21 protein-coding genes and 1 riboswitch are annotated in these 24222 nt (G+C 62.5%); of the genes, 4 read left to right on the top strand and 17 right to left on the bottom strand.

Annotation, left to right across the window (positions count from 1 at the left end; genetic code table 11):
* Window position 1 precedes the first annotated feature (1 nt).
* The 4 genes from rsmH to KR227_RS04465 all read right to left on the bottom strand — a co-directional run bounded on the left by rsmH (window position 2) and on the right by KR227_RS04465 (window position 3302).
* Entirely contained in the window at window positions 2-1051 is a 1050-nt protein-coding gene (rsmH, locus tag KR227_RS04450; RefSeq protein WP_218363954.1) for a 16S rRNA (cytosine(1402)-N(4))-methyltransferase RsmH, read from the bottom strand.
* A 191-nt stretch (window positions 1052-1242) separates the two neighbouring features.
* Complete coding sequence (mraZ, locus tag KR227_RS04455; protein WP_218363956.1) at window positions 1243-1674, bottom strand: division/cell wall cluster transcriptional repressor MraZ; 432 nt, start codon at window positions 1672-1674, stop codon at window positions 1243-1245.
* 598 nt (window positions 1675-2272) lie between these two features.
* On the bottom strand, window positions 2273-2677 hold the full coding sequence (locus KR227_RS04460; protein WP_218363958.1) for a DUF3040 domain-containing protein: 405 nt from the start codon (window positions 2675-2677) through the stop codon (window positions 2273-2275).
* Between the two features lie 193 nt (window positions 2678-2870).
* Window positions 2871-3302, bottom strand: coding sequence for an SAV_6107 family HEPN domain-containing protein (locus KR227_RS04465; RefSeq protein WP_218363960.1), 432 nt, complete (start codon window positions 3300-3302; stop codon window positions 2871-2873).
* A gap of 206 nt (window positions 3303-3508) precedes the next feature.
* On the opposite strand from KR227_RS04465, the gene KR227_RS04470 reads away from it, so the two are divergent.
* Complete coding sequence (locus KR227_RS04470; protein WP_255549096.1) at window positions 3509-4018, top strand: GNAT family N-acetyltransferase; 510 nt, start codon at window positions 3509-3511, stop codon at window positions 4016-4018.
* Here the strand turns inward: KR227_RS04470 and KR227_RS04475 are convergent.
* Window positions 4015-4863, bottom strand: a complete 849-nt coding sequence (locus KR227_RS04475) for a methylenetetrahydrofolate reductase (RefSeq protein ID WP_370625187.1) — start codon at window positions 4861-4863, stop codon at window positions 4015-4017. The two genes, KR227_RS04470 and KR227_RS04475, sit on opposite strands and share 4 nt — an antisense overlap.
* Before the next feature lie 299 nt (window positions 4864-5162).
* Between KR227_RS04475 and KR227_RS04480 the strand changes: the two genes are divergently transcribed.
* Together KR227_RS04480 and KR227_RS04485 are read left to right on the top strand one after the other, a co-directional pair.
* Window positions 5163-6254: a polyprenyl synthetase family protein gene (locus KR227_RS04480; RefSeq protein WP_218363966.1), complete on the top strand. Its 1092-nt coding sequence runs from the start codon at window positions 5163-5165 to the stop codon at window positions 6252-6254.
* Window positions 6255-6259: 5 nt separating this feature from the next.
* The gene (locus tag KR227_RS04485; RefSeq protein WP_218363968.1) at window positions 6260-7744 is read left to right on the top strand and encodes an alpha-(1->6)-mannopyranosyltransferase A; all 1485 of its coding nucleotides are present in this window, start codon (window positions 6260-6262) and stop codon (window positions 7742-7744) included.
* A 71-nt stretch (window positions 7745-7815) separates the two neighbouring features.
* Here the strand turns inward: KR227_RS04485 and KR227_RS04490 are convergent, their stop codons facing one another.
* Complete coding sequence (locus KR227_RS04490; protein ID WP_218363970.1) at window positions 7816-8184, bottom strand: Rv2175c family DNA-binding protein; 369 nt, start codon at window positions 8182-8184, stop codon at window positions 7816-7818.
* A 71-nt stretch (window positions 8185-8255) separates the two neighbouring features.
* Between KR227_RS04490 and KR227_RS04495 the strand changes: the two genes are divergently transcribed.
* On the top strand, window positions 8256-10556 hold the full coding sequence (locus KR227_RS04495) for a PASTA domain-containing protein (RefSeq protein WP_218363972.1): 2301 nt from the start codon (window positions 8256-8258) through the stop codon (window positions 10554-10556).
* 74 nt (window positions 10557-10630) lie between these two features.
* Here the strand turns inward: KR227_RS04495 and KR227_RS04500 are convergent, their stop codons facing one another.
* From KR227_RS04500 to KR227_RS04550, 11 genes are all read right to left on the bottom strand, one after another.
* Complete coding sequence (locus KR227_RS04500; RefSeq protein WP_218363974.1) at window positions 10631-12022, bottom strand: class II 3-deoxy-7-phosphoheptulonate synthase; 1392 nt, start codon at window positions 12020-12022, stop codon at window positions 10631-10633.
* Between the two features lie 68 nt (window positions 12023-12090).
* Complete coding sequence (locus KR227_RS04505; protein WP_151549195.1) at window positions 12091-12615, bottom strand: polyadenylate-specific 3'-exoribonuclease AS; 525 nt, start codon at window positions 12613-12615, stop codon at window positions 12091-12093.
* Window positions 12616-12822: 207 nt separating this feature from the next.
* Window positions 12823-14091, bottom strand: coding sequence for an acyltransferase family protein (locus KR227_RS04510; protein ID WP_218363976.1), 1269 nt, complete (start codon window positions 14089-14091; stop codon window positions 12823-12825).
* Between the two features lie 194 nt (window positions 14092-14285).
* Complete coding sequence (locus KR227_RS04515) at window positions 14286-15035, bottom strand: 1-acyl-sn-glycerol-3-phosphate acyltransferase (RefSeq protein ID WP_151529253.1); 750 nt, start codon at window positions 15033-15035, stop codon at window positions 14286-14288.
* A 179-nt stretch (window positions 15036-15214) separates the two neighbouring features.
* A complete protein-coding gene (locus KR227_RS04520; RefSeq protein WP_218363978.1) occupies window positions 15215-16180 on the bottom strand; it encodes an ROK family glucokinase in 966 nt (321 codons plus the stop codon).
* Between the two features lie 72 nt (window positions 16181-16252).
* A complete protein-coding gene (locus tag KR227_RS04525) occupies window positions 16253-17395 on the bottom strand; it encodes a glycosyltransferase family 4 protein (protein ID WP_304505583.1) in 1143 nt (380 codons plus the stop codon).
* Window positions 17396-17504: 109 nt separating this feature from the next.
* Window positions 17505-18530 (bottom strand): NlpC/P60 family protein, encoded by a 1026-nt coding sequence (locus KR227_RS04530; protein WP_218363982.1) that lies wholly within the window; start codon window positions 18528-18530, stop codon window positions 17505-17507.
* A gap of 385 nt (window positions 18531-18915) precedes the next feature.
* A complete protein-coding gene (locus KR227_RS04535; protein ID WP_370625164.1) occupies window positions 18916-19587 on the bottom strand; it encodes a C40 family peptidase in 672 nt (223 codons plus the stop codon).
* A riboswitch (cyclic di-AMP (ydaO/yuaA leader) is annotated at window positions 19586-19761 on the bottom strand. (Overlaps the previous gene by 2 nt.)
* Window positions 19762-20506: 745 nt before the next feature.
* Complete coding sequence (locus KR227_RS04540; protein WP_218363984.1) at window positions 20507-22129, bottom strand: cytochrome bc complex cytochrome b subunit; 1623 nt, start codon at window positions 22127-22129, stop codon at window positions 20507-20509.
* Complete coding sequence (locus tag KR227_RS04545; protein WP_218363986.1) at window positions 22126-23331, bottom strand: ubiquinol-cytochrome c reductase iron-sulfur subunit; 1206 nt, start codon at window positions 23329-23331, stop codon at window positions 22126-22128. Before KR227_RS04545 ends, KR227_RS04540 begins: the two co-directional genes overlap by 4 nt.
* On the bottom strand, window positions 23328-24209 hold the full coding sequence (locus tag KR227_RS04550; protein WP_218363988.1) for a c-type cytochrome: 882 nt from the start codon (window positions 24207-24209) through the stop codon (window positions 23328-23330). The genes KR227_RS04545 and KR227_RS04550 overlap by 4 nt, the downstream gene beginning before the upstream one ends.
* Window positions 24210-24222 lie beyond the last annotated feature (13 nt).

Here is a 24222-nt window from a genome sequence, read left to right on the forward strand (position 1 = left end):
CTTAGAGCCTTTCTTCCGATACTTTTTCAGCGGCGCGCACCCGCACCGATGCGGCACGGGGATTCATCTCGATCTCGGCGGCGGATGCCTTCTCCGAGCCGCGGGTGAGCAAGCGGAACGACGGAGCGGTTCCCGGGAGATCCATGGGCAGCCCCGGCGGAGTGGTGGAGGTCGTGAGATCGGTGAGCACCTTTTTCACGATCTTGTCCTCGAGCGACTGATAGCTCATGAACACCATTCGCCCGTGCGGGGCGAGTCGTTCGGCCACCACGGGGATGAGCTTTTCCAGTGACTCGAGTTCCGCATTGACTTCCACACGCAGGGCCTGGAAGGTGCGCTTGGCTGGATGCCCGCCCGTACGCCGGGTCGCCGCGGGGATGGTGTCGTACAGCAACTCCACGAGCCGCGCCGAGGACTGGAAGGGCTCCTTCTCACGCTCCCGCACGATCGCGCTGGCAATCTTGCCCGCAAAACGCTCGTCACCATAGGTTTTGAGGATGCGCGCGAGATCTCCGTGGCTATAGGTGTTGAGCACATCCGCCGCGGTTACATGCTGGCTATTATCCATGCGCATATCCAGCGGGGCGTCCACCTTATAGGCGAAACCCCGATCGACTTGATCGAGCTGCATGGAGGACACACCCAGATCGGCGAGCGCCCCGGTGAGGCCATGCTGCTGGGCGCGGATAGCGGCCGGCGCCGTCGAGCGATCGATCTCCTCACCCAGACCATCAAAGCGGGCGTGGATCGGACAGAAGCGAGCGCCGAAGCGCTCGAGCCGAGTACTGGCCTCAGCCAGGGAGCGGGCATCGCGATCGACGCCGATAACGAAACAGCTGGGGAAGGTGGACAGCAGGTGCTCGGTGTGTCCACCGGCACCGAGAGTGGCATCGACGATCACGGGATGCTCGGAGGCCTCGATCGCGGGAGCGAGTAGCTCGGTGACGCGATCGCGCAGCACGGGGACATGGCCATGATTGGCTTCGAGCTCCCGCGCTTGGGCGCTGGCTGTATCCACGTCGCGTTCCTGTTGTGTGTGCTGTGCCGTCATGGTGCGCGATCGCACCCCCTCTCGCTATGAGTCGTGCAGGTAAATAGATGTGTGGTCTCACCGGACACGTCGGCGGTGTATATAGAGCTCCGTCCGAGGGAACATTCTGGTATCGGGGAAGTACACCAGAACTTCAACCTCAGCCGGAGGTCTACACACACCGCGTGGGCGTTGTCGACAGCGGGCCTGTGTTAGATAAAGCCGCCCAGAACGTCATCCTCTGCTTCCGCGAAGGAATCCTCGGTTTCGGCCTGGTACGCAGCCCATGCCTCGGCATCCCAGATTTCTAGGAAGTCGACCGAGCCGATCACCACGCACTCTTTCTTCAAGGCCGCATACTCACGATGCGCCGCCGAAAGCGTGATTCGACCGTGCCCGTCAGGGCGTTGCTCGTCCGCACTCGCAGCGAGGTTACGAATGAACGCCCTCGCCTTGGGGTTGGTACGCGACACCGCCGCTGCCTTGCGTGCTCGAGCGGCAAACTCCTCACGGGGATACACGGCCAAGCTGTGATCTTGACCCTTGGTGACCATGAGGCCGCCCGCAAGTTCCTCGCGGAACTTTGCCGGCAGTGTGAGCCGTCCCTTGTCATCGAGCTTCGGGGTATAGGTGCCAAGAAACATGGGTTTATTGGCCTCCTTTACGTGTCAATCACCTCGAAACCCAGTGATGCGGGATACCTCGTTCAACGCGGCACTCAGGTGCGCATCTCGCATGCCTTCGATATCCAATTTCCTGCCCGCCGAGCGGCCACAATGGGCCGGCCAGCTGACCTAGGCCCCACAATACCCCACTTTCCCCCACTTTTAACAGCCTGCGCCGCCCATTTCTTTTTCTTCTCGCTAAATCCACTGTTCATCGCGGTATTTTTCTCTCGAGCGCGGTGGGAGACACGATACGCGATAACCCTCTGGGGCGTCACAGTAGGGCACGAGAGGTGACTGTAGTACTCCTGACCCCCATAATCCCCATGCGCACCACCTCTACCTTTTCGCTTTTCAACCGCACTATCTTCACCTTTTACCCAGCGGGGAGCTCCGCGTGGGACACAGTGGGGGATCGCGGTGGGAGAAAGTGGGAAGCCATGTAGTGCACTAGCCCCGTGGGGGTGTGCCGATACTGCTGGCGCGAGGTGTGGGCATGAAAAAAGCGCGCACCTTAATAGGTGCGCGCTGGATGGGGCCTCAGACCCTTAGCCCCTAGCGATGAACGGTTGGGGCGTTAGTGCTCGCCGAAGCGGCGGCGGAAACGCTCTTCCATCGAGCTTGTGTCTTGTTTCGGTGCGGCCGCGGGGCGGGAGCTACTGACGGTGTGCAGCTTCGGACCGGACTCGGCCGAGCCGCCCTCGCCGCCGTCACGCAACATCCAGAGGCCAGCGCCGAACATAATAAGAAAGCCCACTGCGCCGAGGGCGATGAACCACAGGTTGGTCTGGCTCAGCGCGATGCCACCGATCAGCACAAGAAGGCCGATGACGCCGACGGCAATCCCCCGCAGGCTCAGCGAACCAGAACCACCACCGAAAGCGGATTCCTCTTTAATTGAGGATCCAAACTTGGGATCGTCTGCAAGTAGTGACTGCTCAATCTCACGGAGAAGCTTTTTCTCCTGCTCTGAAAGCGACACTGTTCCTCCCGGGCGGGTGTGTGGCTGGGCTCCTTGTGCAGAGCACCTGCCGCTGATGGGGTCTTCAAAATACAACAACGTTTCACTGCCGCGAATTGTTCCGATCACCATTCACCGGCAGTACTCCCACCCCCGACAGCCCCACACGCCCCGCCATGGATAGCCGCCTCATGGCGACGCTGCGGCCGAGTTTCTAGGCTGCGGTGGAAGTGGGATGCAGCTGCTCATCTACATCGTCTAGGAAGGACTCTACCAGCCGCATCAAGGTACCCACGCGGGCTGGGGAAATGTGCCGATCAAGGCCATTAAGTGCACGCTGCCTCACCCGGGAGAAGGCCTCGAAGAGATCGGCATAGTCGGCACCACGTTGATCTACGAGGCGCAGCTGATCCCAGGCTGAACGCGGCAGCCGTCGCCGCTTCGCCACAGGACTATCTGCCACCCGCGCTCCCGCGAGACGCAGCGCAGCGCGGTAGCCATATTCGAGAGCATCGAGCAATTTATCGTCCAGCAGCGCCTGCTGCGCGGCCTCATAATTGTCCACACCACTGCGGAAAAGCCGGACACTATTCGGAACGCGAGGACGGAGGGAGGAGACGGTGGAGGATACGATCGGGGTGGCCATGGGCTACTCCTTCATTGTTGAGTGCTGTAGTGCGTTGTTTAGCTGTGACACTAGTGAGCACCCAGGACACTCCACCCTCCGTGTTCGAACACGTGTTCTACCGAGAATGTTCGGCTAGAATATGCCACACATCGCAGAGAAGAATGGTGAAATAAGAAGTTATGGCTGTGGAGGAAATACGCGAGCTCACGACCGTCGAGTTTTGTATGCTAACCCCGCATTTGGTGGACATCTACATTCGCGCAATGGGCTATGACCCCACCTTGGCCGATTCCCGCGTTTCCGCGTGGCGGCATAACTCCCGCAACCGCGATTTTCACGCCTTCATCGCCGTCCACGATCGCTCCATCGTCGGCGTGGTGTACGGCTTTCGTAGCAATAGCACCCAATGGTGGTTCAATCAGGTCTATCACGGGGTACGCCAGACCTACGGTGCCCATAGTCCGCAGCTAGGCACCCTCAAGGATTATGTGGAACTCTCCGAGATCCACGTCGATCCCGCCTATCAAGGCCGAGGCATTGGGCGCCGCCTCATTACGGCGTTTATCGACGCCGCCCCCACCCAGATTCTTCTCTCCACTCCAGAAACCGCCGGGGAAAACAACCGCGCTTTCGGCCTCTACCGCTCTTTAGGCTTTCAGGACCTGCTGCGCAATTTTCGTTTCCTCGGCGATTCCCGCCCCTTCGCGGTGCTCTGTCTTCCCACCGCTTCTTAGGCGGCCGGCTGCCACGCCGGGGCCATGCCGAGATTGTGCAGCACCTCTTGCGTGGCGCGGGCGAAGTTCATCGTCATAAAGTGCAGATCCTCCACCCCTTCCGCGATCAAGCGCTCGGCCATCTCGGAGGTCACCTCGATCCCCACGGCCCGGACCTGCTCATCCGTCTCTGCCGCAAGCAAACGCCGTTCCAGCGCCGTCGGCAAGGAGGAGCCGGACAACTCCACCTGACGCCGGGCCGAGCGCAGGCTCGTGATCGGCATCAGGCCGGGAATCACCGGCTTCGCGCCGTGTACGGGATCGGCGGCAGCAAGGCGATCTCGGAGCCGCAGGAAGTGCTCCACATCAAAAAACATTTGGGTGATGGAAAACTCCGCCCCGGCGCGCAGCTTCTCCAGGGTCCAGTGCGTGTCCGCGTCTAGATTCTCGGCGCGATAGTGGCCTTCGGGGAAGCTGGCGACGCCGATAGTGAAGTCGCGGCACTCCTCCACGGATTTGGTTAAACGGATGAGATCGACGGCATAGTTCAGTCCGCCTTCGGTGGGCACCCACTCCCCCAGCGGATTGCCGGGCGGATCACCGCGCAGGGCCAAGAGATTGGTGAGCCCCAGGTGGGCATACTCCCGCAGGATCGACGTGAGTTCCTCGGCGGTGTGTTCCACCAGAGTCAGGTGCACCAAGGTGGTCAGCGGGTGCTGCGAGAGCCGGCGCGCGATGCGGCCGGTGCGCTCGCGGGTGGAGCCGCCGGCGCCATAGGTCACCGAGGCGAAGGCCGCACCCAGATCGTGGAAGGTGCTCGCCGCGTCCCACATGCGCTGCTCGGCTGCGTCATCGCGGGGTGGCATGAATTCCACCGAAAAGGCCACGCAGGCTTCTCGGGGAGCAGTGATGGCGTCGATAACCGAACGGTGCTGCGGCTGTGTTGTGGGCATGGTGCTGCATTAAAGCACATACAAACCGCTTTGTGCGCGAATTGCCCCCAAAAGTGAACCGAGCGGTTCATTCCTACGGAAAATTATGTGCCCCGCACGCACCTCGTGTCTGCTGCACACGCTAGAGTCAACAGTGATACAACCTAGACCCTCCTCGCCGCCGGCTGGGGCCTCGCTGACCCCTACCCCACTATCGATCTGGAGAGACTGTGATGTCGACTCACTCGGAGCTGTTCACCGACCCTATTCAGGCCATTCCGCCAGTGGTACGTGAGCATTTGCTGAGCTACTGCACACAGCGCAATCAGCACTCCCTCGCTATGGACGAGAACGTGCATCTCGGCACTGCGGTGCTGGAAGATTTCGTGCTCAGTGGCGGTAAGCGCATGCGCCCCATCTTCGGCTGGACCGGCTTCATGGGCGCTCGGAGCCCCGAGTGCACCGAGGATATTGAGGCTGTTACGACTGCCTTATCCGCCCTCGAGTTCATCCAAGCCTGCGCTCTTATTCACGATGACATTATCGACTCCTCCGATACTCGGCGCGGCTACCCCACCGTGCACCGCCGGGTAGAGGCCTATCACCGAGAGCAAGGCTTTTCCGGCGATGCCGCCCACTTTGGCGAATCACTGGCTATATTGCTCGGCGATATGGCATTGGTATACGCCGATGACATGGTGATGGATTCCGGCCTATCGGATGCCGCGCTGCGGCGCATACGTGAGCCCTGGCGGGCGATGCGCCATGAGGTCATCGGGGGACAGATCCTCGATATCACCATCGAGTCCAAAGGCGTCGAGGGCGTGGAGGCACCCATGCGCGTCAATCGCTATAAAACGGCCGCCTACACCATCGAACGCCCGCTGCATCTGGGCGCCGCTATCGCCGGCGCAGACGAGAAGACCATCGCCGCCTATCGCTCCTATGGTCGTGACGTGGGGATCGCGTTCCAGCTGCGGGATGATGTGCTCGGGGTCTTCGGCGATCCAGCCGTCACCGGCAAACCGGCCGGCGATGATCTTCGTGAGGGAAAGCGCACCGTATTGGTGGCGCGCACGCTCGCGATTCTCGATGCTCGCGCCCCGCAGCGGGCTGCCCGACTGCGCGAAGGCCTCGGCCACGTGGAAAGCGCCTCCGATATTCAGGAGCTAGCCGAGATTATCGCTGACTCCGGGGCCGTGGACGAGGTGGAAAGCCATATCACCGAGCTGAAGAACCAGGCGCTCGCGACCATCACGGCGGTACCCACCGTGGCGGGTATTCTCGGCGATCTTGCTGAACGCGCAACCGCGCGGAGGATGTAGTGGCGATGGACTGGGCTCGTGCACGCTGGGTCGGTCTCGTCGCCGCAGTGCTGATCATCGCGGGATCCTATGGCGGAGGTGCCATCCGCAACCGCGGCGGAGTATTAGAGGCACTCGGGCTGGACTTTATGAGCTACGGCCATGGCGCCGGGGTGTCCAATACCGTGGTTTGGCTCGGCATTATGGGCACCGTGGCCGCCTGGGTGCTCTTGGGCCGGCAGGTGATGTGGAATCCGCGGCTCTCCGAGAAGGACAAAGTCGCCGAGATCCGCCGCTGTCTCATCGCCTGGGTCGCGCCACTTCTTGTCGCCGCCCCGATTCTCTCGCGAGACGTCTATAGCTATCTCATGCAGGGAGCGATGCTGCGCGATGGCTTCGACCCCTACACCCAGGGCGCCGCGGTCAATCCGGGCCCCTTCCTGCTGGAGGTCAGCCACGACTGGCGCAATACCACCACCCCCTATGGGCCGCTGCATCTATGGATCGGCGAAGGCATTACGAGCCTAGTGGGCGAGAACGTCACCCTCGGCGTGCTGCTATACAAGGTGGTCTCTATCGTCGGCTTCATCGCTATTGCGTGGTCCACGCCGAAGATTGCGCGCTGCCTCGGCGGCTCACCGGCGCTGGCGCTGTGGCTGGGCGTGGCCAACCCGGTGATGGTGCTCCACCTGGTGGGCGGCATGCACAACGAATCGCTCATGGTGGGCTTGGTCAGCCTCGGCCTGCTCTGCGCGCTGCGCCAGCGCTTCCTCTGCGCGGTGCTGCTGGTGTCTGTCGCGGTCTCGCTCAAGGCCACGGCGGCGCTGGCGCTGCCGTTTATCGTCTGGATGGGAGCCCGCCATCTCGCGGCCGTCCTGGAACGCCGGACGGGGCTCGCTCCCACTCCCCGCGCGCTCCTCGCCTTCTTCGCTACCGGTGCCTGGATGGTGGTGGAGTTCGCCGTGGTGATGATCGCGGTCACCGCCGCCTCGGGCTCAAACTGGGGATGGGTATCGCAGCTTTCGGGGAACTCGAAGGTGATCAACCCGCTGGCGCTGCCCTCGCTCATCGCCGACATTGTCACCCCGGTGATCCTGTTCATCACCGATGACTTTTCCTATAACACCGCGCTGGCCATCACCCGCCCCATCTGCGGGGTCATCATGCTTCTCGGCATCGCAGCAGCGTGGTGGATCTATCGCCAGAACAATCGGCGCAATATCATCGGCATCGCCGTGGCCTATGGCTGCGCCGTGGTATTCAACGCCGTTACCCTCCCGTGGTACTACACCAGCCTGCTCAATGTGATCGGGACCTTCCGCCCCTCGATGAGAGTCATCAAGGCCACCACCCTGCTGTCTATCATCATTGCGCTCGCCTTCACCGGCAGCGGCAATCACCAGCTCTACAACCCAGTCTGGATGGTGCCCACCACCATCGTGGCTTACTTCGCCACCGGCTATATCTTCACCGACGCAGAACGGCAACAGCCCCGGCACCGCACAGCCTGAGCCGAACGCGAGGCTGCGTTGCGGTAGAAGGATGCTGTGCCGGCGACGGGGCGTCGATAAGCGTGCTGAGTTTAGAGAGCCATGGCCTGGGCGCGGCGCATGACCTCGCGGGCGAGATGCCCGTGGAGAGCATCGACGGGGCGACCGGGCAGCGAGTCATCGGCGCTGAAAAGATACTCCAGGATCTCAGCATCCGTGTAGTGGCCATCGGACAATAGCGCGATCACTCCGGGCACAAAGCGGTTGAGCGAACCGTCCTCGTTGAGGAAGCGCTCCGGAACATATTTCACGCCATCCCGCTGCACCACAAGCAGCTGATGATCGCGGACGAGGTGATGCACCTTCGTCACCACCACACCCATGCGCTCAGCCACATCGGGGATGGCTAGCAGGGGCTCGTCAGGGCTTAAAACATCCTTGGACACTGGAATCGAACTCACGGCACCTAATGTATTACAGAGTGACGAGAAACGGTTAGCTTAACTTCGTTAATGCAGGCATACTATTCACCATGACTCAACTGGCGGTCGGCACACTTCTCGATCAGCGCTACCGAGTGGAAACTCTTATCGCTCGGGGCGGAATGTCCTCTGTGTACCGGTGCCTAGACCTGCGCCTCGGGCGCCCCGTGGCGGCAAAGGTACTTGATGATCGGCTCATGGATGACCCCGTCTCGCGGGAGCGTTTTCGCCGCGAGGCCCGCTCCATGGCGCAGCTCTCGCACCCGAGCCTCGTGAATGTCTATGACACGAACTCTTCCGGCGATCACGTATTCCTCATCATGGAACTGATCACCGGCGGCACCCTGCGCGAGCTGCTCTCCGAGCGCGGCCCTATGCCGCCGCACGCGGCCACCGCTGTGATGCGTAGTGTCCTCACCGCGCTGTCGGTGGCGCACCGCGAAGGCATGGTGCACCGCGACGTCAAGCCCGATAATGTGCTGATCAACGGCAACCATCAGGTCAAGCTCGCCGATTTCGGGCTGGTGCGCGCCACATCGCACGCCCACCACACCTCCGACCAGATCATCGGCACCGTCTCCTATCTCTCCCCCGAGCAGGTCGATGGCTCCTCGGTCGGCCCCGCCTCGGATGTGTACTCCGCCGGCATCGTGCTCTTCGAGCTTCTGAGCGGCGATACCCCCTTCACTGGGGACAACCCCATGGCCCACGCCTATGCCCGCCTGCACGCGGATGTGCCGCCGCCCTCCACGCGCATCGACGGCGTCCCCCCAGAATTCGATGAGCTCGTCGCCCGCGCCTGTGCGCGCAACCCCGCCGATCGCTTCGCCGACGCCCAGGAGTTCCTCGAGGCCGTCAACGAGGCCGCACGCACCCTGAACCTTCCCGATTTCTCCGTGCCCGTGCCCCGCCACGGTGCCGCGCACCGGGCCACCACCGTGGTGAGCCCCGCGATGAATCCAGAGCCGAACGGCCTTATGGAGGGCCCCGGCCAGCCCCAGCAGCCGCGCGAGGGGTTATTCCCCGACGCCGAAGAGGAGGCCGGCCCGCACGCCACCACGCAGGAAACCCGCACCTTCGGCGCCGTTCCCCCGACCGGCCCCGCTGGGCCGGCGGTTCCGGCAGGGCCGGCGGTTCCGGCGGGCCCCATGGGCGCCCCCGACGCCCCTACCCCGCATGGCGCGGCACAGCCCACCGCCTACGACGCCCCTGAAAATCCCCCGGCTCCCGCTGCGTCGGCAGCGCCCTCGCGCCCGTCCCGGCCCGCCGGTAATCGCCGCGGCATTGGTTTTTGGGTATGGCTGGTGGTGATTGCCCTTACCACCGCAGCGGTGGCCGTGGGTGGTTGGTGGTTCGGCTCCGGACGCTACGGCGATATCCCCTCGGTCCTCGGCATGGACCAAGAACAGGCCGTGGCCACCGTGCAGGAGGCTGGTTTTTCGGTAAGTACCGACGAGATCTATGACGACGAGGTCGCGGCTGGGGAGGCGGTGAATACCCTGCCCCCTTTTGGCGAGCGAGTACCACGCGGTCATGATGTCGTGGTACTCCTCTCCCGTGGCAAGCCGACCGTCCCCGCCATCCCCCAAGACCACGACCCGCTGAAATACGAGGCGGCTGTCACCGACCGCACCCTGGAGTGGGAGCTGGGCGAGGCCGCCTATGATGACACCGTTCCCGCCGGCAAAGTCCTCGACGCCTCCCCTGCCCCCGGCACCGAGGTGAAGGTGGGATCGGCGGTATCGGTGATTCTGTCCAAAGGCCCCGCGCCCGTGGAGGTACCCGATATTCGTGGCCGCAGCGAAGACTCCGCCCGCGCTATGCTCAAGCGGGCCGGCTTGGAGGTCTCCGAGGTGCGCAAGGAATACGACGAGGGCGTGGACCCAGACGAGGCGGTATCGACCATCCCCTCCTCCGGTACCTCGCTGAACCGCGGCGACTCGGTGATTCTCGTGATGTCGAGTGCCATCAAGGTACCGAAGATCACCGGGCTGAGCCTCGACGAGGCGAAAGACGTCCTCTCCGACGCCGGTATCAGCATCCGAGAGGCCTCCTATGTATCGAAGACCGGCCGCGTGGTCGATGAGGTAGTGGCAGTAAGCCCCTCCCCCGGCTCCGGTCTGGATCCGTCGAACGCCACCGTCTCCGTGGAGGTGGCATCGAAGGTGAAGATCCCGAGTGTCTTGGGCAAGCGCGTATCCGATGCGGTGAAACAACTCACCGAGGACGGCTTCGCGGTGGATACCTCAGGGCTGGACGATGATGATCGCGTGATCGCCCAAAGTCCCCTCCCCGGGCTGAGCAGAGACTCCTCCCGCGGGGATGTGACCATCGAGCTCACGGCCCTCTAACGCCCAGCTGGCATAACACAACGGCCCGCACTCCCTGTATCGGGGAGGCGGGCCGTTGTGCTGCGCGGAGGAGGCTACTGGTTACGCAGCATCTCCGCGACGAGGAAGGACAGCTCCAAGGACTGCTGCGTGTTCAGTCGCGGATCGCAGGCCGACTCATAGCGGCCGGGCAGATCGATATCGGTGATGTCCTCGGCACCACCGAGGCACTCGGTGACGTTCTCGCCGGTGAGCTCCACGTGGATACCGCCGGCGTGGGTGCCGAGGGCGCGGTGCACCTCGAAGAATCCCTGCACCTCATCCAGCACCTTGTCGAAGTGGCGGGTCTTATACCCATTCGAGGAGGTGTGGGTGTTGCCGTGCATCGGGTCGGTCTGCCACACCACCTTGTGGCCGGATTCTTCCACGGCGCGGACGATTCCGGGCAACACGGTGCGCACTTTGTCATGACCCATGCGGGCCACCATGGCCAAGCGCCCCGGCTCCTTGTTCGGATCCAGCTTCTCGGCATAGGCAACGGCCTCTTCTGGGCTGGTCTTCGGCCCCAGCTTGATGCCCACGGGGTTAGAGATCAGCGCGGCGAAGTTCACGTGGAAATCGTCGATACCGCGGGTGCGCTCACCGATCCACAGCTGGTGTGCGGAGAGATCATAGAGTCCGGTCTCGCCGTTTTCGTCTTGGCCAAGACGCAGCATGGCGCGCTCATAATCCACCAGCAGCGCCTCGTGGGAGCAGAAGATATTGGCTTGGCGCAGGGACTCATCGGAGACACCGCAGGCCTGCATGAAGCTCAGTCCGCGCTCGATCTCTCGCGCCAGGGCCTCATAGCGGGCACCAGCCGGCGATTGCGCCACGAACTCGCGGTTCCACTCCGTCAGGCGGTACAGATCCGCTGTGCCGGAGGCAGTAAGGGCGCGCACCAAGTTCATCGCGGCCGAGGAGTTTGCGTAGGCGCGGATCATGCGGGCCGGGTCGTGGCGGCGCGCCTCAGGGGTCGCCTCCACACCATTGACGATGTCGCCGCGGTAATTGGGCAGCCCATTGGCATCGAGATCCTGGGAGCGCGGCTTGGCGTATTGGCCAGCGATACGGGCCATCTTCACCACCGGGGTGGAGGCGCCATAGGTCAATACGACCGCCATCTGCAGCAGGGTCTTCACATTCGCCTTGATATGCGGCTCGGTATTGGCCTCGAAGGTCTCGGCGCAGTCGCCGCCTTGCAGCAGGAATGCATTACCGAGCGCCACTTCACGCAGCTGATTCTTCAGCAGGTGAATCTCCGGCGGCAGCACCACCGGCGGCACAGACTCGAGGATCTTGCGCACCGCAAGGGCTTCCTTCTCATCCCACGACGGCTGCTGCTTGGCTGGGCGCGCCACGACATCGTCAAAGCGCTCCCGAATGCCCGCAGGCAGCGGGGGAAGATCGGGCAGCTCGGATTCTGATATATCTACACTCCAACTCACACGTTTATTCTTAGCACACCGAACTATTCTTCCCTCCCCTTGCCTACCCCAGCAGAGCGGGGCGGATGCTACTTTCGGCGCGAGATGGACTGGGCCGCCCCATCGAGGCCCAGCGGCATGGCGTTGGTGCAGATAAGAAACTTGGCGCGGTTGTGCCTGGCGTCGACAAGCGCATCGTGCACTGCGCTCGGCACGGCCGGCAGTTGCGGCCTACCAGCCATTTCCCAGTACTGCTTCAGCTCGCGGGTAAAGCGCGGCAGCTGCCGTGGCAGGCCCCGCATATCCCCCCAGAGCTGCGCGAGGACGATGTGATCATAGGCGCCCACCCAGGCCCATAGTTCGGGGCGAGTGCCGTCGTGGGTGAGGAACTCAAAGACCTCGTGGCGGATGGTCGCCCGCGTTTTCCACTCGCGGCTGCCGCGCTCCGGCAGCTTGTCGAGCACGTGCGCGCGCACCCAGTCATTGGCTGAGCGCGGATCAAACTCGCTCGACACGGCGTAATATTCACGGCCGTCCTCGGCAACAATCCCGATGGAGACCAGCTCGATGGTGGTCCCGTCCTCAATAAACTCGGTGTCGTAGAAGAATCGCACGGTGGTTGTCTGCTTGCTTTCTACGCCCCGGAAACTCTTCTGCCCCGGCGCGAGCGTGGCCGTCTGCGCGCTACCCGGCTGAGAGAAGCCGACAGAGCACAGAAAGGCGAACGTACTCGAAGTGTCATTTCAGTCTAAGCACACCGGCGCGCCACGTGCTCAGCGGGGGTATAGCCACCCTCGCCGGTGCCGCCCAGGTGCACGTAACTAGCAGCGCGAGTGGCGTGCGGACGCCGCATACTCGGCGGTAGTGTCCGGCTGCTTCTTCCCCGCATCCCTGCGGCCAGCGATCATCGGCTCGATCGCCGGCGGCGCTAGGGTCCAGCCGAGCACTGGCACACGAGAGAGCAGGTAGAAGCCATAGCAGGCGGCCATTGCCACGATGAATACGCCGATCACCCACAGCGATGGACTCGACAGCAGCCCGTGATCCGGTTCGATGAGCACGTCCTCGCGGTAGCGAAAGAGCATGCCGAAGAGCACAGAGATTGCGATGGGGTGGCCGATATAGACCACGAGGGTGTGACGGCCGACGAAGGCGAGCGCGGAAAACAGCAGCGGCACGCTGGCGAGCGCCACCGCCAATAAAATCGCCGTGGGCAGCAGCCAGAGCCGCCACAGCAGCCCCTCGATGAGGTCGATGAACTCGGTGCTCCAGCCCCACATGCCTTCCTCACGTACGGGCAGCCCCGCAAGCGCCCCCGAGCGAGCCGAGCCCAGCCACCAATCATGCGCGGCATAGGCCGCCAACCCACTGAGCCCATAGGCCGCAATGAAGCGCGGCTGAGTGCAGCTGCGGGCAATCCAGGTGATGGCGACACGGTAGCGCAGTCCGATCATGTAGATGGGCAGATACTGCGCGAAATGCAGCACAATCGACGCACTCACGGGGGTGAGTTGCAGCAGCACTGGGCTAAAGGAGGCGGCCACTGCCACCCCATTGCTCAGCCGCCGGGTGGCCCATGCCCAGAGGCAGAACACGGCCAAGCAATACAAGAACCAGTACATGCCCTCGCCGTGGAGCACGCTATCGACTACCCACCCCGCCCCGCGGTGCTCGAAGTCGGCGAAGCGCACCATCTCATATTCTTTAATGAACAAGTAGATGGGCATCCACACTAGGTAGGGCAAAAAGAAAAACCAGATGCGTTTGGTGAGGACCTCGCGGAGGGAAAAGCGCAGCACTTTCGCCGAGAAGTAGCCGGAGACTAAGAAGAATAGCGGCATGCGCAGTGGATCCAGCAGATGGTTGAGCTCTGCCAGCCACGTGTCCATTCCATAGGGCACCTCTAGGCACACGTGCAGCAGCGTTACTCCGACAATGGAGAGCCCCTTCGCGGCATCGGGCCATTTCAGGCGCTCTTTCACCACCGTGTGCTCCTGCACATGCGGCATGCCGTGGCCGGTGGCATCCGGCTCCATCCTCTGTTCCACATCAGCAGCGTTATATCGCGTGGCAGGCTGATTCTGCGTCATGCGCCCGTACACTTTCTCCCTCGTGCCCCGTCATCCCAAGCGCGCTTATCGACGCTCAGCTCCCCGACACGAACACCGCGACTGCGCATGCAGCAGCGGCGCCGATAGGGGTTCAGCAGGACTGCCCTAACCCTATCGACGCCGCTCAAAAAAGTTAAACTATGCCACCTTAGCGTAACCTAAGAATCGCTGTCTTAGCCCTCCCAATTGGCGGGGAGTTCCGCCCCTTCCGGATAGCCCTTGCCCGCAGCGAGTGCTTCTTTGACATCCGCGGCATACAGGTCCACATAGGGATAGCCGGACATCTCCGAGAACAAGGCCGTGATGTGGTCGGTGAGCGCGCGGGCGGCCTCATAGCTATCGGGGTCCAGGCCGCGCTCCTGCACAAAGGCGATGGGGTCGATCGGTGGGGCCACTTTCATCCACACCTTGGCGGGGCGCACAATCCACGAGCCGATGGGATTGGCCTTGCGGGAATTGATCATCGCCACCGGCACGATGGGCTGCTGACATTCCAAGGCGGTGCGGGCCATGCCGGTCTTGCCGCGATAAATGCGACCATCCGGCGAACGGGTGCCCTCGGGGTAGACGCCGAGCACGTCGCCGCGATCGAATACCTTACGGGCCGCAGCAATAGCATTAGCCGCAGCATCCTCCGAGGTGCGATCGATCGGCACTTGGCGTAGCGAGGTGAAAAACCACAGCTGTATCTTGCCCACCAGTCCGGTACCGGTGAAATACTCATTCTTGGCGAGGAAGGTGATCTCACGGTCGCACAGCAGCGGGAAGAAGAAGGAGTCCATCACGGACTGATGGCTAGAGGCGACGATCGCAGAGCCGCTCGCTGGGATATTCTCCTTGCCTTCAATCTCTGGGCGGTTATACACCCGCAGGAAGGGTCCGATGAGGATGTTCTTAAACACCCAGTACCACTTGTTTTTCATGTGCGACTTCCCTAGCAAATGGGGCGCTGTAGATGATCTGCCCTACACGGGGCACACCACGGCTCGGCGCCGGTGAATGCATGATCTGTCCTCCCACGAGGACCGTAAGTATAGGTTAGTAGAAACTAGCCTTCACGTCCGGAAGTTTCGCCGCAAGGACGCCCTCGGTGCGCACAGAATCACTCCACCGGGGCGAGGAAACGGGTGCGCGCCCGATCGGCCGCGCCAATCATGCCGGCATCCGAGCCCAGTTCCACCGTCTTAATATCGGCGAGCGGACGGTGTCCGGCACCCACAATACGCCGCGCGAAGCGCTGCTTCGCGGCCTCAAGATACAGCGGAGAATCCTTGGCCACGCCGCCGCCGACCACAATGAGCTCGGGATCGAGGATATCGGCGACGATGGCCAACCCCTCCCCTAGCCAATGACTGAAGTGCTCCACCACTTTCACCGCAGCAGGATCCCCATTACAGGCCGCCTGCATGATCCTCCTGCCGGTGAGCTCGTCGGCCTGCGAGCGGAAGCGACGCACAAAGCTCGACTCCTCGAACTCGCCGGAGCCAATGATCTCCTTGGCAAAATCCGGCAGCGCCGTGCCCGAGCAATAGCGCTCTAGGCAGCCCCGCTTACCGCAGGGGCAGCGACGCCCATCGGGGACCACCGTGATGTGCCCGAACTCGGGGGCGGTGCCGAAAGCGCCGCGATAAATCTCCCCGTTATGCATGAGCGTCGCCCCGATCCCAGTGCCGATGGCAAAAAGCACCCACGTCTGGGCGTCGCGGGCGGCACCGAAACGGTACTCGCCCCACGCAGCAGCATTGGCGTCATGCTCGAGGACAACGGGGAGGTCAATGAGCCGCTCGATGTCCGCGCGGACGTTCTTATCGCGCCACGGCAGATGCGGGGCGAAACGTACCCGCTCGCATTCGGGATCGATAAAGCCGGCGACAGCAAGCCCCACCGCCCCCACATCGTGGCGAGAACGCAGAGACGTGACCACATACGCAATCGCCTCGTCGAGTCCACGCTGGGTGGACGGGGTGGGGACCTGGGTCGAGTCGATGATGCGCCCCTCGGGCGTCACTACGGCGCCGCGAAGGTTGGTACCGCCGATATCGAAACCGATGGAGTGGGTGGCAGACATAATGGAAGCTCTATGGGTCCCGTCTCTAGAGGTTAAAACTCACCCAGTATATATGCGCTTGACTGCGTCATTCTAATCGCTGGACGAGTGGAGAATACGCTGCAGCCGCGCCGCCATAATCGGCCACGCCCAGTGCTGCACCACGTGGGCGCGGCCCCGCTGCCCCATTGTGCTGCGCAGAACGTCATCGTCGAGCAGACGAACTATCGCGTGCACCAGGCTGTCGATGTCTCGACCATCGACCACGATGCCCGTCTCCTCCGTCACGGTCTCTGGCGCGCCGCCGGAATCGCCCGCCACCACCGGCACCCCGCTGGCTTGGGCCTCGAGGTAGACGATGCCGAGCCCCTCGACGTCGAGGCCCTTGCCGCGGGTACGGGCCGGCATACTAAAGACATCGCTGGCGGCGAGCAGCTGCCGCATCTCGCCGAATTCACACTGCCCCATGAGGTGGATGCGCTCGCTGGCCTGGGAGTTGGCGTCGATAAGCGCGCGCAGCTTCTTCTCATATGAGCCGGTGCCGACAAGCACGAGTCGCGCCTCGGGGTGGCGGGCAAGAATGCGCGGCATGGCGCGCACCAGCTGGTCCTGGCCCTTGCGAGGCACAAGCCGAGAGATACAGATGATCAGCGGCTCATCGCCCCATCCATAGCGGGCGCGCACCTGCCGCCGTTCTTTCTCGCTCAGGGGGTGAAATAGCTCGGGATCTACTCCCGAGGGCAGCGGCTCATAGCGTGGATGAGTACCCAGTGCCGGGCGGATCCGGCCCAAGGTGTAGTCGGAGATATAGGTGATCACATCGGCAGAAGCGCCAATGCGCCGCAGAATCTGGCGGGCGCCGGGCACCATCGACCACCCAACCTCGTGGCCGTGGGTGGTAGCCACCACCTGGCAGGCCCCAGCCGCCCGCGCCGCCGAGCCGAGCACCGCGAGAGGGGCCGCAGCCCCAAACCACACGGTGTCGATATCGTACTGGGCGATAAGACGACACATCTCCGCCTTGAGCCCGGGAGTGGGCAGCATGACCCGGCGAGGCCAGCGCACCACCGTGTACTCGACCTGGGCATCCCATGCTGCGGCCGCCGCAGCGTCTTGTGTGGAGGCAAGCACCACAATCTCCGCGGGGTCGAGATAGAAGACGAAATCGCGGAGATAGGACTGGATCCCGCCGACTGTGGGCGGGAAATCATTGGTAACAAGCAGCGTGCGGCCCATAGTCATCCCATTCTAGCGAGGGCCCCTAGGCCACACAGTGGGGCCTAAAAAAAATCACGCCACGCGATCCTCCCAGAGAGGACGGTGGCGTGAGGGGGCGTGGCCGGTATCAGTAGCGGCGCGCGCCGTAGAAGGGCATCGAATCCACGGAGACGACCTGCACGGGGATACCATAATCCGAGGCGTGGACCAGCTTGCCATCACCGATGTACATGCCCACGTGGGTGGCTCCGGGGTAGTAGCCCACGATATCGCCCGGCTGCAGCTGATCGCGGGATACCGGCGTGCCACCGGCCATCTGGGCCTGGGAGGTGCGCGGAATGGACTTACCCTGCTGCGCATAGGACCACACCATCAGCCCAGAGCAGTCAAAGGCGTCGGGGCCGGTGGCTCCCCAGCCATATGGAGCGCCGAGTTTGCTCATCGCGGCATTCACCGCGCTCATCCCGCCTGGGTTCGAGCTGGTAATACCGGCGAGATCGAATCCCTCGATGGGGCCGTTCTTGTTTTGCCACGCCTGGCGCAGGCTCGGCTCCAGGGCGTCAATACGCGCCTCCAGCTCACTGGTGCGCTTATTCAGCTCATCCTGCTCGCGCTCGAGCTTGGCCCGCTGGGCCTTCAGGTCGCCCAGGCGGAAGTCGGCCACAGCCTTGGCTGCAGCGGCACGCTCATGTTCCTGAGCTGCCTCGCGCAGCGCCTCCTGCAATTCCACAATGATGCGCTCATTGCGCTGACTCAGAGCGCTCATATAGGCAGTGCGATCGATGGCGTCCTGCGGGTTATGTGCCGAGGAGATGCCCGAAAGGGGATCGAGGCTCGCACCGCGGTAGCGGGCCTTCGCCACCTGGTTCACATCGCTACGAATGCTCTCGGCGTTCTCTGCCGCTTCTTGTGCAGCCGCAGAGGCTTGCCGGTACTCCTCCGCGAGGCGCGCCGCCTCCTCATTGCTCTTGTCAATATCGATGGACAGCTGCTTGACTTCCTCGTTCTTCGCAGTGGCCTCGTGGGAGACCGCGTCCATCTCCTTAATCAAGCTCTCCATCTGGGCGGGATCAGCGCTGGCAAGAGGCGCAGCGATGCTGCTGGCAGATAGGGCAAGGGCGCAGGTAATAAGCCCGAGCTTGGTGAGTTTCATGTGTTCTCCACGTGCGTCTTAGAAGTGCCGGCGCTGAAACAACAGCGTCACAATAAAAGTTACAGCGGGCCACGGGCCGCGCTGTGTGGTGTTCCTGCTCCCCTAGGGAGCACACACCCAGTTAGCGGGTTAGTTTAGCGTACATTTCGCCAATACCAACCCTGATGTGGCCACTGAGGCTTAGAGTAAATCACAGTGGTGAAAGTTATTGGCCCAGCCAGCTAGACGAGGCCGTAGCCCTGCCCACCCCCAAACGTAGGCGGCGAGCGAAGAGGGCTACGAGCACCGGCGCCCCAGCGAATGCCGAGGCGCCGCCATAACGACAAAACCGCAGACCGTACGTTGGTCTGCGGTGTGCTGTCAGGGCTGTCCTCGCCGGTGGCTCTTAGAAGCGAACCACGGAGTGGATCGGCATGTAGTTGAGCGGACGCTCGCCCACCGGGGTGCCGGACTGCATGGCGTCGATGATGGTGCCATTGCCCACGTAGATGCCGACGTGGGAAGCGCCGCCGTAGTAGGCAACGATGTCGCCGGGACGGATCTGGGACAGCGGCACGCGGACGCCGGCAGCTGCCTGCTGCTGAGAGGTGCGCGGGATGGACTTGCCCACCTGGGAGTAGACCCAGGAGGTGAAGCCGGAGCAGTCGAAGGCGTCCGGGCCGGCAGCGCCCCAGACGTAGGGAGCGCCGGTCTTGGAGCGAGCGATGCTCACGATGCGGTCACCAACAGAGTTGGAGGATGCCGGAGCGACAGAGCGGGCGACCTGAGCCTGGCCGGGAATCTGCACGGGCAGCTGAGAGCTCAGCTGGCCGGTATCAACGATGTTGTTGATCTCTGCCGGCACACCGGGAATGTTCGGCACGGCCGGAACGCTAGGAACGTTCGGCACGCCAGGAACGGACACGTTGCCGACGACCGGCACGTTGATGTCGAGGGCCTGAGCCGGAGTGGCCAGTGCGGCGGAGGCACCGGCGGCAACGGCGGTTGCGGCTGCTGCGTTGCGAACGATACGGCTTGCGCTACGACGATTGTGATTACCCATTTGAAACTTTTCCACGTCTTCCTTGTTTGAACCGGCCGGGTTAGCTGACGGGCTAGGCATCCGGAAGGCCTCCCATCCTCGCGCCGTGCTCTCTATACTGAGCACTCTTGCGAGAATTTCACCCCAGATATTTAGGTGGTTCCCCGGCTCCGGCGGCATCCTCAGGATCGGAGTTGATCAGAGACTGTGCCGGATTAGGTCTGGCTTATTCTTTTCGGTAGATGTTCGTCGGTGGCGACCAGATCGTTTTTCTTACTCTCTGCTTCGTCCCGCGAAGTCTCGTTTAGGTTACGAAACGGCAACGATACTTGTCCAACTTTCAGCAAAATCTAGGCGCTGTTATCAAGTCGTAATCTTCCAGTGACCATTCGGTGATCGAAACAGGCGACGGCGACGCGGCCCCAGGCCGTTCGAATGACACCCCTTTTACCTGCAGTTTTTCGCATATTTTCGCCCCAAGCTGCACCGATAGCGGGAGCCGCCCACCGTCGGCCGGGGCTCAATAATTATTTTTTGTGACCTTCCCCACTATAGCCGTTATCGGGCCGTGATCGTGCCCGAAACGTTATCTCAGCGCGACCACACGAAGCCCTAGGATGTCTGATCAGTGGCCCTGGAAACGCCCCTGCGCCCCGCCGAGCGTACCGACCGCGCCGGCTGGCGAGAGCGGTACTGCCCCGAGTACCGCGTGCTGGCCGCGTGGCGGTCTCTAGGCCGCTGTGGGGGACGCTTCCCCACTGCGCGTGGACAGGTGACTGTGCTGCTTGCCAAGGCGGTAGAGGCGGTGTCTACCCCACCGTCGGACCACGGTTGGCTGTGTGGGCCCTCGATGGTGCACACCGAGCATAAGAGAAGGACCCTCACCCCGAGGGTGAAGGTCCTTGACTCTATGACGCAGTAGTCTCAGTACAGAATATGTACTTCAGGTGTGATGCTATTCGCGGCCGGCATCCTTGTCGGCGCGGCGATTAGCCTCGTTGAGGTTCTCGAGCATGGTGCGCTCTTCCTCTTCGTTGGCGTGCTCGATCTCGGCAGCGCGGCGAGCGACATCCTCGCTGTCGGCCTTCCACAGGCCGCGACCCGGGTGCCCACCGAAACCAAGCTGGTTCGGCTGGTTCGGCACCTTGGCGCCTGCGTACTCGAGCGGGATCTGGTGTCCGTGCTCGTCCACTGGGCCGATGGGCTGGTGAACTTCCACGTACTCGCCGTGCGGCAGACGCACGATCACGCCGGTTTCGACGCCGTGCTCCAGCACCTCGCGGTCAGCGCGCTGGAGGCCAACGCAGATGCGGTAGGTGATGAAGTAGGAGATCGGCGGCAGCAGGATGAGGCCGATACGACCAACCCACGTCATGGCGTTGAGCGAGATATCGAAGTGGTAAGCGAAGAGGTCGTTACCACCAGAGACGGTCAGCAGTCCGTAGAAGACCAGAGCCATCACGCCGATACCGGTACGGGCCGGTACGTCGCGGGGACGCTGCAGCAGGTTGTGGTGCTCATCGTCGCCGGTGATCTTCTTCTCGATCCACGGGTAGGCGAAGAGCAGGACCACGAGGATGCCAAGCATGATGGCAACCCAGAACACGGCCGGGATGGTGTGGTTGCCGATGTAGAGCTCCCACGCCGGCATGACACGGGCGGCACCGTCAGTCCACAGCATGTAGATATCAGGCTGGGAACCAGCGGAGACCTGTGCCGGGTTATAGGGGCCAATGTTCCAGATGGCGTTGATCGTGGTGATACCTGCCATCAGGGCCAAGGCACCGGCGGTGATGATGCCGAAGGCGGAGGCCTTCAAAGCGAACACCGGGAGAATACGGACGCCCACAACGTTGTTCTCGGTGCGGCCTGCGCCCGGGAACTGGGTGTGCTTCTGGAACCAGACGATCGCCAGGTGTGCACCGATCAGGGCCAAGATGATGCCCGGCAGGATCAGCACGTGGGCGATGTAGAAGCGGTCCAGCATGATCTCGGAGGGGAAGTCGCCACCGAAGATCAGCCAGTGCATCCAAGTACCGATGATCGGCATACCCACGATGATGGCGGACATAATGCGCAGACCCACGCCGGAGAGCAGGTCGTCCGGCAGGGAGTAGCCGAAGAAGCCCTCGGCGACGGACAGCAGCATCAGCACGCTGCCGATGATCCAGTTAGCTTCACGCGGGCGACGGAACGCGCCGGTGAAGAAGATACGCATCATGTGCACGATGATGGAGATCGCGAAGGCCAGGGCGGCCCAGTGGTGCATCTGTCGAATGAACAGACCGCCACGCACCTCGAAGGAGATGTTCAGCGCGGTCTCGTAGGCACGAGACATCTCCACACCGTTGAGCGGTGCGTAGGCACCGTCGTAGATGACCTTGGAGATAGACGGATCGAAGAACAGGGTCAGATAGACACCCGTGACGATCAGGATAATGAAGCTGTACAGCGCGATCTCACCGAGCATGAAGGACCAGTGAGTCGGGAACACCTTGTTAATTTGGGTGCGCAGGAAGCCGGCTCCGCTGTAGCGAGAGTCAATGGCTTCTGCGCGCTCAGCTAGTTTATTGCTCATGATTTACGCTCCCAGAATGCCGGTCCGACAGACTCGATAAAGTTGCCTGCGGCGACGAGGTAACCATCTTCATCGACGGTAATGGGCAGCTGCGGCAGGGCACGAGCGGCGGGGCCGAACACCGGCTTGCCGAAGTGCAAAGCGTCGAACTGCGATTGGTGACAGGGGCACAGGATTCGGTTGGTCTGAGCCTCGTAGAGCGAGGTTGGGCAACCGATGTGCGTGCAGATCTTGGAGTAGGCGTAGTAGTCGCCGTAGTGGAAGTTCTCCTGTCCGACACGCTCGATCACCTTGGCAGCGTCGGCGCTGCGCAGGCGGATCAACATGACGGCGTTACGCGGACCGTGGATCGAGTGCATGTGCTCCTCGTAGACCATGGCCTGCTTGTCGTAGCGGTCACCGTCGTTGACGTACTCGTCAGGAAGCGGGAACACCGTCTCCATCGAAGCTGCCAACAGATCTTCGGGACGCATACGCACCAGACGGGTCACACCCTGGGTGGTGTAGTGCCCATCGTGCTTCTCCGCGGTCACGCCGGTGTCGCGGCCCAAGTACAGCTTGGTGCCGTGCTCGGCGAGGGTCCAGCCGGAGGTCCAGAGGGTGCCGTCACCCTGGATGCCCAACTCATGAGGCTTCCACGGGTTCTTCACCATGCCGCCGAGCGGAGCCAGGATACCCAGGCCGGCGACTGCTGCGCCGGCGCCCATGACGCCCTTGAGCATCTTGCGACGACCCAGAGTGGAGGTCTCCCAAGCGTCGTTGAGCAGCGCGCCGAGGGTCTTTGCATCGACCTCAGCGGAACCGCCATCGTGACGCTGCTGGACGGAGATCTCTTCGGGGATGAACTTCTTCACATAGGTGACTACGCCCATACCCATCGAGATGATGCCCAGACCGGCAGTCAGGCCCAACATCGGGGTGTAGAAGGTGTAAAGCCACAGTCCCTCTTGGCCGAGTGCCTTGTACTGCCACGGCCAGAAGAGGTAGATCGCCATGAAGGCGAGCATGAGAACGATGCCCGCGATGAAGAAGAAAGCGACCGAGCGCTCGGCTCGCTTCTCAGCGGGGTCATTCTCAATCGGGAAGCGTTCCTTGCGGTACGCAACCGTGACGTCATCAAGCTCGGTGCCGAGACGGGCGAGCTCCTCGTTGCTCATCGCAGCGAGTTCTTGCGAGGTGTATTCTTTGCTGTTTTTGCTCATGAGCGCGATCCAATCCACAGAGCAGCAGCGATAAGCGCTGCCATACCGGCAAGCCACATGAACATACCCTCAGCCACTGGGCCGAGGCCGCCGAGGCTCCAACCACCGGGGCTCGGGGTTTCCTTCGTGGACTTGATGTACGCGATGATGTCCTTCTTCTCGTCCAGCGAGAGCTGACGATCAGAGAACTTCGGCATGTTCTGAGGGCCAGTGAGCATAGCCTGGTAGATCTCTTGCTCGTTGGCGGGATCCAGAACCGGGGCGTACTTACCGGAGGAGAGCGCACCGCCACGTCCGGTGAAGTTGTGGCACGACGCACAGTTGAGGCGGAAGAGCTCGCCACCGCGGGCGACGTCTGCCGGATCGATAGTGCCGTCGTAGTGGCTACCGCGCAGCGACTCCATGGCGATGGTGCCGTCCTCGTTCTTCACGAGGCCGGGACCGCCACCGTTGGCGTCCACATATGCGGCAAGTGCCAGTGCTTGGTGCTCGTTATAGCGCGGGGTCTTGCGCTGTGCCTGTGCCTCATTGCGCAGCATCGGCATACGGCCAGAGTGCACTTGGAAGTACACGGCGCCTTCGCCAACACCGATCAGGGAGGGACCGCGTCCCTCAACGCCCTGAAGGTTGGTGCCGTGGCACGTAATGCAGGCTACGTCGTAGATGTCCTTACCCTCTTGAATGAGAGCGGCATCGTCTTTTTGAGCGGTTGCTACCTGTGCATCGGGGGTCAGTGCGTGAGCCAGCAGGCCGGCGCCAGTCAGACCCACCGTGAGTGCAAGAGCACCCGCGACGGAACGGCGTGCCTTACGCCGCGTCCGGGTCTTCTTTGCTTCCGCGGACTTCGCCGCAGAAACATCGTGTGGTGTGGTATCCATCATTTTCCTTTTT

The sequence above is a fragment of the Corynebacterium sp. TAE3-ERU30 genome, from assembly GCF_019209925.1.
Taxonomy (GTDB): Bacteria; Actinomycetota; Actinomycetes; order Mycobacteriales; family Mycobacteriaceae; genus Corynebacterium; species Corynebacterium megadyptis.

Excerpts from the sequence above, each read along its gene's own strand:
- rsmH (WP_218363954.1), bottom strand. The coding sequence starts at position 1,051 with ATGACGGCACAGCACACACAACAGGAACGCGACGTGGATACAGCCAGC.
- mraZ (WP_218363956.1), bottom strand. The coding sequence starts at position 1,674 with ATGTTTCTTGGCACCTATACCCCGAAGCTCGATGACAAGGGACGGCTC.
- KR227_RS04465 (WP_218363960.1), bottom strand. The coding sequence starts at position 3,302 with ATGGCCACCCCGATCGTATCCTCCACCGTCTCCTCCCTCCGTCCTCGC.
- KR227_RS04470 (WP_255549096.1), top strand. The coding sequence starts at position 3,509 with ATGCTAACCCCGCATTTGGTGGACATCTACATTCGCGCAATGGGCTAT.
- KR227_RS04475 (WP_370625187.1), bottom strand. The coding sequence starts at position 4,863 with ATGCCACCCCGCGATGACGCAGCCGAGCAGCGCATGTGGGACGCGGCG.
- KR227_RS04480 (WP_218363966.1), top strand. The coding sequence starts at position 5,163 with ATGTCGACTCACTCGGAGCTGTTCACCGACCCTATTCAGGCCATTCCG.
- KR227_RS04485 (WP_218363968.1), top strand. The coding sequence starts at position 6,260 with ATGGACTGGGCTCGTGCACGCTGGGTCGGTCTCGTCGCCGCAGTGCTG.
- KR227_RS04495 (WP_218363972.1), top strand. The coding sequence starts at position 8,256 with ATGACTCAACTGGCGGTCGGCACACTTCTCGATCAGCGCTACCGAGTG.
- KR227_RS04510 (WP_218363976.1), bottom strand. The coding sequence starts at position 14,091 with ATGACGCAGAATCAGCCTGCCACGCGATATAACGCTGCTGATGTGGAA.
- KR227_RS04515 (WP_151529253.1), bottom strand. The coding sequence starts at position 15,035 with ATGAAAAACAAGTGGTACTGGGTGTTTAAGAACATCCTCATCGGACCC.
- KR227_RS04520 (WP_218363978.1), bottom strand. The coding sequence starts at position 16,180 with ATGTCTGCCACCCACTCCATCGGTTTCGATATCGGCGGTACCAACCTT.
- KR227_RS04525 (WP_304505583.1), bottom strand. The coding sequence starts at position 17,395 with ATGGGCCGCACGCTGCTTGTTACCAATGATTTCCCGCCCACAGTCGGC.
- KR227_RS04530 (WP_218363982.1), bottom strand. The coding sequence starts at position 18,530 with ATGAAACTCACCAAGCTCGGGCTTATTACCTGCGCCCTTGCCCTATCT.
- KR227_RS04540 (WP_218363984.1), bottom strand. The coding sequence starts at position 22,129 with ATGAGCAATAAACTAGCTGAGCGCGCAGAAGCCATTGACTCTCGCTAC.
- KR227_RS04545 (WP_218363986.1), bottom strand. The coding sequence starts at position 23,331 with ATGAGCAAAAACAGCAAAGAATACACCTCGCAAGAACTCGCTGCGATG.
- KR227_RS04550 (WP_218363988.1), bottom strand. The coding sequence starts at position 24,209 with ATGGATACCACACCACACGATGTTTCTGCGGCGAAGTCCGCGGAAGCA.